Annotated in this window: 4 protein-coding genes; 2 read left to right on the top strand and 2 right to left on the bottom strand. The window is 62.1% G+C overall.

The features are described from left to right. Nucleotides 1–250: 250 nt before the first annotated feature. Entirely contained in the window at nucleotides 251–604 is a 354-nt protein-coding gene (locus tag CAG00_RS27280; RefSeq protein ID WP_025339709.1) for an SH3 domain-containing protein, read from the bottom strand. Between the two features lie 208 nt (nucleotides 605–812). Between CAG00_RS27280 and CAG00_RS27275 the strand changes: the two genes are divergently transcribed. Beyond that, nucleotides 813–1,856 (top strand): alpha/beta fold hydrolase, encoded by a 1,044-nt coding sequence (locus CAG00_RS27275; RefSeq protein ID WP_085665799.1) that lies wholly within the window; start codon nucleotides 813–815, stop codon nucleotides 1,854–1,856. A gap of 294 nt (nucleotides 1,857–2,150) precedes the next feature. Further along, entirely contained in the window at nucleotides 2,151–2,336 is a 186-nt protein-coding gene (locus CAG00_RS27270) for a hypothetical protein (RefSeq protein WP_025339711.1), read from the top strand. A 332-nt stretch (nucleotides 2,337–2,668) separates the two neighbouring features. Here CAG00_RS27270 and CAG00_RS27265 read toward each other — a convergent pair. Continuing rightward, on the bottom strand, nucleotides 2,669–8,035 hold a 5,367-nt coding region (locus tag CAG00_RS27265), incomplete at its 5' end, for an immunoglobulin-like domain-containing protein (protein WP_139832851.1).

The following is an 8,035-nucleotide window of genomic DNA, read 5'->3' as shown; positions in this document are numbered from 1 at the left end:
TAGGTAAGCGGTGATAGCCGTGAGCTTGAACTGCTCTGTGTATTTACCCATAGATCCCCCAAGGGTTGGATTGGTGTCCAACTTCTTGGGGGCAGTCCACTTTTGTGGGAGCGGCCTTGCGTCGCGAAAGGGCCGCGCAGCGGACCCAGGGGTTCGATGCATCCCGCAAAATTGCCGGGGCCGCTTTGCGGCCCTTTCGCGACGCAAGGCCGCTCCCACAAGAGCTGCGTACTTGGAGAGAACGCGTACATCAGGTCAGCTGCTGAAGCTTCTGCGCAGGCAACCAGCCAAACTCATCGCTGCCATGGCGCCTGCACCAGACCCAGCCATTGAGCGGGCGCACCATCTGCACCAACTGCCCCGGATCGGCATCCAGTTCATGCGCCGAGTAGTGGTCCAGCGCCCTGCCCTGGCACACGCTGAGCCGCTCGATCAATTGGGCCGGCACCCAGCCGGGCTCCTGGCCGGTGCAGGTGCACAGGTACCAGTCCTGCCAACCTGCCTCGCCCTCGTAGCGTGGGCCAATGTTCAGCAAGGTGCCCTTGGCGAAGCGGATGGGCCGCGGGTACTCACTGCGGTGAGGTTCAATCACAACGTAATGCATGGGCCTCTCCTTGGCCGGGAAAACTCATCGATCGTAGCAGAAGCGGCAAAACCCGCTGCCAGCCGGTGTTTGTATCTTCATGTGTACAAATTGAGACCTGATACACAAGAACGTTTCCTACCGGCCGAGCGGACACATCCGCGATACAGCCGTCATCTTTACTGGCACCCATCAACCCGCACCGATGGCTTCGCCAAGGAGATGCCCAATGTCTGCCCGCCACTCGACCACCGCCCTGCCACGCCGCTTCAGCCGTACGCTGCTCGCCTGTGCCCTGCTGCCACTTGGCCTGCTGGCGGCGAACATGGCCACGGCTGCACCACAGCAGCCCCAGCCAGCCGCCGCAGCGGCGGATGACTTCGGCCCGCTGAAACACGTCAACGCTGGCGTGCTCGATGTGGCTTACGTAGAGCAAGGCCCGGCCGATGGCCCGGTGGTGATCCTGCTGCATGGCTGGCCGTATGACATTCACAGCTTCGAGCAAGTTGCACCCGCCCTGGCGGCAAAAGGCTACCGGGTGTTGGTGCCCTACGTACGTGGTTACGGGCAGACCCGCTTCCTGTCTGCGGCAACCCCACGCAATGCCCAGCCCTCGGCACTGGCCAGCGACGTGATCGCCTTCATGGATGCGCTGCATATCCAGCGTGCCGTGCTCGCCGGCTTCGACTGGGGCGCACGCACCGCCGACATCGTCTCGGCGCTGTGGCCAGAGCGGGTAAAGGCACTGGTATCGGTCAGCGGCTACCTGATCAGCAGCCAGGAAGCCGCCAAGGCCCCCCTGCCCCCCAGTGCCGAGTTGCAGTGGTGGTACCAGTACTACTTCGCCACCGCGCGCGGCCAGGCCGGCTATGAAAAGAACCGCCATGCCTTCGCCAAGCTGATCTGGCAAACCGCCTCGCCCAAGTGGGCCTTCGACGACGCCACCTTCGAGCGCAGCGCCAAGGCCCTGGACAACCCCGACCAGGTGGCGATCACCGTGCACAACTACCGCTGGCGGCTGGGGCTGGCCCAGGGCGAAACGCGCTACGACCCGCTCGAGGTCAAACTGGCCAGCTTCCCCAGCATCGGCGTACCGACCATCACCCTGGAAGGCGACGCCAACGGCGCCCCGCACCCGCCAGCCGAAGCCTATGCGCAGCGCTTTACCGGCAAGTACGAGTACCGACTGATCAGCGGCGGCATCGGCCACAACCTGCCGCAGGAAGCGCCGCAGGCGTTCACCCATGCGGTGGTGGATGCGGACCACCTGTAGCTTGCGGGGCGGCAATTGCTACATAAGGTTTCGAAAGGAATGGCAGGCCCTGGTTTGAGCCGCGTCGAGGGCCTGCATTGTCGAAAACCGGTTGTCCCCAGCTACCGCGCGGTGTTGAGGCGAATTTGAAAGACACGATTTGAAATGCGGCTTGTAGGATCTTTTACCTCGCAGTGTAGGAAGAATCGAAGTAGTGAGATTTGCCTGTATGAAACATCAGTTTCTCCAGCAAATTCGAGCTGCTACGGTCCAGTTTTCCTACAACGGCACGGAAGCCTACAGCGTGAGAAAAGCATGGATCCGTTCAATACCTCGGCCCTGAAGCTGCAGAAGAATTTGCTTAACCTGCGCCTTGAGCGTGATCGCCTGAGAAGGGAGGGCAAGGACAAGGAAGCGGACGAACTCGCGGCACCGATCGCGCGGATGGAGGCAGCTATCCAAAAGCTGCCGGATGGCATGAAGCCGGTGACCCTGCAGTAAAACCTGTGGGAGATGTCTAGCGAGACCCGGACTTTGCGCCAAGCCATGAGAGGTGTGTTGCCTGTGCTGGCCCTTTCGCGGGCACGCCCGCTCCCACAGGATCTTCACAGTAATCAAGACTTGCACAGTACCTGTGGGAGCGGGCGTGCCCGCGAATGGGCCAGCACAGGCAGTCGAGAAACTTGAGGGGATTCAACAATAACCACAGAAGACACCTGACTCACCATCGGCAAGCCCACTCTGACGGCCTACAGCCTGAGCGTCACGCCCTTCATCGAAACAGGCCGCCGGGGGAACCCCGCAGCGGCCTGGCGGCCGCCGCGGGGCGTGGCTCATTGCCCGGAGTGGTCGATCTTGATGGTTGGATCACCACCACTGACCAGCGAACTGACCGTGGTGTTCGACCAGTTCACACCTTCAAGCTTGATCGACACGTCAGCGCTGCTGGTGTCACCGCCGGGAGTGAACTTGCCCTGGGTGCTGACCTGCAAGGTCAACTCGCCATCGACCGTGGTGATCTTCAGGTAGCTGTCGATGGACGACAGCGATTCGCCCTGCAGCAGGGCACTCAGGTCCAGGCGGTCGCCTTCTTCAGCATTGAAGTTCCTGACCACGTCATGGCCGGTATCACCTGCCGTCCACACAAAGGACTCGGCGATGCCGCTGCTGCCGGTGACGGTGCTGTCCCCTGCCCCCACGAACAGGATGTGGTTCTCGCTGCCAAGCAGGGATGTGGAGGCGCTGTCCGATGTGTCGCTCGCCATCAGCGACATCGTGCTCATCGACGCCGACGAGGCTGCGTCACCATGGGATGTCACCACGAACGAGCTGCTTGCCGAATCACCATCGTGGTCGGTGCCGATGACATGGACCGTGAAGTTCAGGTCGCTGGCAGGTTTCTCCTCTACATAGGTCAGTTTGGTGAAGGTGGTGTCAAGCGTACTCTTGCTCGGTGCAGCCAGGGTAATCGTGTCGAAGGCGTGCCCGGCAAGGCCCGCGAAGTCACTGGCCAGAATCTTTATGGCCTCGGAGCCAGAGGTGATGGTGTACGTCTTCGTTGCTTCATGCACAACACCATTGGCGTCCTTGTAGGAGGCGATGATATTGACGTCACCGCTGACCTGAAGCCGCGCAATGCCTAGCGTGACCTCTTTCATCGAGACGGCGTGCTGCTGGGCATCGGTGAACGCCACGGAGAACTTTTCGTTGGCAGAGAAGTGGTTGTTACCTACCCCCAGCCCATTGCCGACGTTGATCGTCGGCTTCCCTGTAGCACTGGCCAAGGCTTCAAAGGTGGCCGTTATGCCACTGGTGAAAGTGACAGGCAGGGTTGAGGTATTCCCGGACTTCAAACTTTCCAGGTTGAACGTATCTCGGCTACCTTCACGCATGCTGTTCTGGGTGACGGTGTAGTGCCCATCCGCTCCCAAGGCAAGCGTGAACACCTTCGTGGTACCGTCGAAAACTTCCACCGTGGTACCGCTTGCATCCGTTGCCTTGCTGCTCCAGCCCGAAGGCAGGCCAACGATGGTGCCGAACTTCAGCGTGCCCACGCCATCACCGCCCGCCAGGAAGTGCGTGTCGCCAACCGCCGTGTACCCGACAGTGTTCCACATGCCGGCATTGTCACTGGTGGCGAAGGTCGGGCTGTCGTCTTCGACGCTGATCGTCAGCGTGCCGGTCGATGAGGTGCTGCCGTCGGAAACGCTGACACCAACGTTGAGGGACAGTACATCCTCGGCCGCCTGGTTCGGATGGTCGAGCGGCCCCTTCAGTTCCACGGTGTAGTTGCCGGCGTTGTCGATCCTGATTTCGATCACGTCCTTGCCACCGGCCGTGCCGGTCAGGGTCTTGCCGCCATTGGACAACGCCCATTGCACACTCTGGCCAGAGGACGTCAGCGCTGTCGATGGTGCTGCCAGGCTGACCGAGAGGTTGGCCGACGGCGTATCGATATCGCTGACCGTCAGCTTGCCAGCGTACAACTTGCTGTCGCTTTGGTCGGCTGGTGAACCGACGGTGTCTTTGTTCCCGCCGATCAGCCCCTCCTCGGACACCAGCGCGGCACCCGAAGTGATGGTTGGCGTGGCATTGGTCATGCCCACCGCAACGCTGGCGCCCGGGACCAGGTTCTCGAACACCTTGCTACCCGTACCATTCTGCGTGATCTGGTCGATGCCCACGGACACGCTGCCACCACCCACGAAGACACCGTCGGGAATGGCACCTTTCACCGTGCCGGTGGTGCCGCCCGCCGCCACCATGATGGTCAGGCCATTGTCCAGCTTGATGGTCAGGCCGCCATGGTTGCTTGCGCTCATGCCAGCCGGCGCTTCCAGATTGACCGTGTAGGTCACCTCCTGGCCCTTGGCTGCCGGGTTGGGCGAAGCGCTCAGCACGACCGTCACGGTGTTGATGGTATCGGTGACCGTGACGGTCGTGGTGGCACTGGTGTTCAGGTTCTCGAAGTTATGGCTACCAGCATCAATCACGCTGACGGTCTGGGTTTCGCCGTCACGGAATACGTCATCGCTCTGCGCCACGAACGGTACGGTGGTCGCGGTGGTGGCGTCCTTGGCGAAGGTCAGGGTCTGGCCGTTGCTCAGGGTAACGGTGAACGCTTGGCCTGCCGGGTGGCTCAGGGTACCGGTGATGGTTGTGGTGTTGCCTTCCTGCACGGTATTACCGGTGAGGGTCAGCGTCACTTCATCGCCGCCATTCGGCGTGCCCGGGGTGCCAGGGTTACCTGGGGTGCCCGGTTCGTCGGTGATCTGCAGGGTCACCGGGTCGCCTTTGACCAGGTTTTCAAAGACCTGTTTGCCGGTGCCTTGCTCGGTGATGCCATTGATGGCGATGCTCGGAGCACTGCTGCCGACATAGACGTCATCCGCCAGGTTAGCGGTTTGCGAAGCGCTGACCTGGCCCGCAGGGATGTTGATCACCTCGCCGTTGCTCAGCGCGATGGACAGACCACCGTGCTGACTCAGGTCGGCACCGGCAGGACCGGTCAGGGTAATGGTGTAAGTCACCGCCTGGCCTTCGACGGCCGGGTTCGGCGAGATGCTCAGCTCGGCCTTCACGGTGTCGACGGTATCGCTCACGGTGACGGTCGTGGTCGCGCTGGTGTTCAGGTTTTCGAAGTTGTGGTTGCCCGCATTCGTCACGCTGATGGTCTGGGTTTCGCCGTCACGGAATACGTCATCGCTCTGCGCCACGAACGGATTGGTAGTCGCGGTAAGCGCGCCCTCGGCAAAGGTCAGGGTCTGGCCGTTGCTCAGGGTGACGGTGAAGGCCTGGCCTGCCGGGTGGCTCAGGGTACCGGTGATGGTTGTGGTGTTGCCTTCCTGCACGGCATTGCCGGTGAGGGTCAGCGTCACTTCATCGCCGCCATTCGGCGTGCCTGGAGTGCCAGGGTTGCCTGGGGTACCCGGTTCGTCGGTGATCTGCAGGGTCACCGGGTCGCCTTTGACCAGGTTCTCAAAGACCTGTTTGCCAGTGCCTTGCTCGGTGATTCCGTTGATGGCGATGCTTGGGGCACTGCTGCCGACATAGACGTTGTCCGCCAGAACACCCGACTGCGAGCCACTGATCTGCCCAGCTGCGATGTGAACCACCTTACCGTTGCTCAGCGCGATATCCAGACCGCCATGCTGGGTCAGGTCGGCACCGGCAGGACCGGTCAGGGTGATGGTGTAGGTCACCGCCTGGCCTTCCACTGCCGGGTTCGGCGAAATGCTCAGCTCGGCCTTCACGGTGTCGACGGTATCGCTCACGGTGACGGTCGTGGTGGCACTGGTGTTCAGGTTCTCGAAGTTATGGCTACCGGCATCGATCACGCTGACAGTCTGGGTTTCACCGTCACGGTACACGTCATCGCTCTGCGCCACGAACGGTGCAGTGGTCGCGGTGGTGGCGTCCTTGGCGAAGGTCAGGGTCTGGCCGTTGCTCAGGGTGACGGTGAACGCTTGGCCTGCCGGGTGGCTCAGGGTGCCGGTGATAGTCGTGGTGTGGCCTTCCTGCACGGCATTGCCGGTGAGGGTCAGCGTCACTTCATCGCCACCATTCGGCGTGCCTGGAGTGCCAGGGTTGCCTGGAGTACCCGGTTCGTCGGTGATCTGCAGGGTCACCGGATCACCTTTGACCAGGTTCTCAAAGACCTGTTTGCCGGTGCCTTGCTCGGTGATCCCAGAGATGGCGATGCTTGGAGCACTGCTGCCGACATAGACGTTGTCCGCCAGGACGCCCGACTGCGAGCTACTGATCTGGCCCGCAGGGATGTTGATCACCTCGCCGTTGCTCAGTGTGATGGACAGGCCCCCGTGCTGACTCAGATCGGCACCGACCGGGCCGGTCAGGGTGATGGTGTAGGTCACCGCCTGGCCTTCCACTGCCGGGTTCGGCGAAATGCTCAGCTCGGCCTTCACGGTGTCGACGGTATCGCTCACCGTAACGGTCGTGGTCGCGCTGGTGTTCAGGTTTTCGAAATTGTGGTTGCCCGCATTCGTCACGCTGATTGTCTGGGTTTCGCCATCACGGAATACGTCATCGCTCTGCGCCACGAACGGCGCGGTGGTTGCGGTGGTGGCGTCCTTGGCGAAGCTCAGGGTTTGGCCGTTGCTCAGGGTGACAGTGAAGGCTTGGCCTGCCGGGTGACTCAGGGTACCGGTGATGGTCGTGGTGTTGCCTTCCTGCACGGCATTGCCGGTGAGGGTCAGCGTCACTTCATCGCCGCCATTCGGCGTGCCTGGGGTGCCAGGGTTGCCTGGCGTGCCCGGTTCGTCGGTGATCTGCAGGGTCACCGGGTCGCCTTTGACCAGGTTCTCAAAGACCTGTTTGCCGGTGCCTTGCTCGGTGATCCCGTTGATGGCGATGCTCGGAGCACTGCTGCCGACATAGACGTCATCCGCCAGGTTAGCGGTTTGCGACGCGCTGACCTGGCCCGCAGGGATGTTGATCACCTCGCCGTTGCTCAGCGCGATGGACAGACCTCCGTGCTGACTCAGGTCGGCACCGGCAGGACCGGTCAGGGTGATGGTGTAAGTCACCGCCTGGCCTTCCACCGCCGGGTTCGGCGAGATGCTCAGCTCGGCCTTCACGGTGTCGACGGTATCGCTCACGGTGACTGTCGTGGTCGCGCTGGTGTTCAGGTTTTCGAAGTTGTGGTTGCCCGCATTTGTCACGCTGACGGTCTGGGTTTCGCCGTCACGGTACACATCATCGCTCTGGGCCACGAACGGTGCAGTGGTCGCGGTGGTGGCGTCCTTAGCGAAGGTCAGGGTCTGGCCGTTGCTCAGGGTGACGGTAAAGGTCTGGCCTGCGGGATGACTCAGGGTGCCGGTGATGGTTGTGGTGTTGCCTTCCTGCACGGCATTGCCGGTGAGGGTCAGCGTCACTTCATCGCCGCCATTCGGCGTGCCCGGCGTGCCAGGGTTGCCTGGGGTACCCGGTTCGTCGGTGATCTGCAGGGTGACCGGGTCGCCTTTGACCAGGTTTTCAAAGACCTGTTTGCCGGTGCCTTGCTCGGTGATCCCGTTGATGGCGATGCTCGGAGCACTGCTGCCGACATAGACGTCATCCGCCAGGTTAGCGGTTTGCGACGCGCTGACCTGGCCCGCAGGGATGTTGATCACCTCGCCGTTGCTCAGCGCGATGGACAGACCTCCGTGCTGACTCAGGTCGGCACCGGCAGGACCGGTCAG

This window comes from Pseudomonas sp. B5(2017), assembly GCF_002112825.1.
Classification (GTDB): Bacteria; Pseudomonadota; Gammaproteobacteria; order Pseudomonadales; family Pseudomonadaceae; genus Aquipseudomonas; species Aquipseudomonas putida_Z.
This window is presented reverse-complemented; position numbering and strand designations above follow the sequence as displayed.

Coding starts and splice junctions, on each gene's coding strand:
- CAG00_RS27275 (WP_085665799.1), top strand. CDS start 813: ATGTCTGCCCGCCACTCGACCACCGCCCTGCCACGCCGCTTCAGCCGT.
- CAG00_RS27280 (WP_025339709.1), bottom strand. CDS start 604: ATGCATTACGTTGTGATTGAACCTCACCGCAGTGAGTACCCGCGGCCC.
- CAG00_RS27270 (WP_025339711.1), top strand. CDS start 2,151: ATGGATCCGTTCAATACCTCGGCCCTGAAGCTGCAGAAGAATTTGCTT.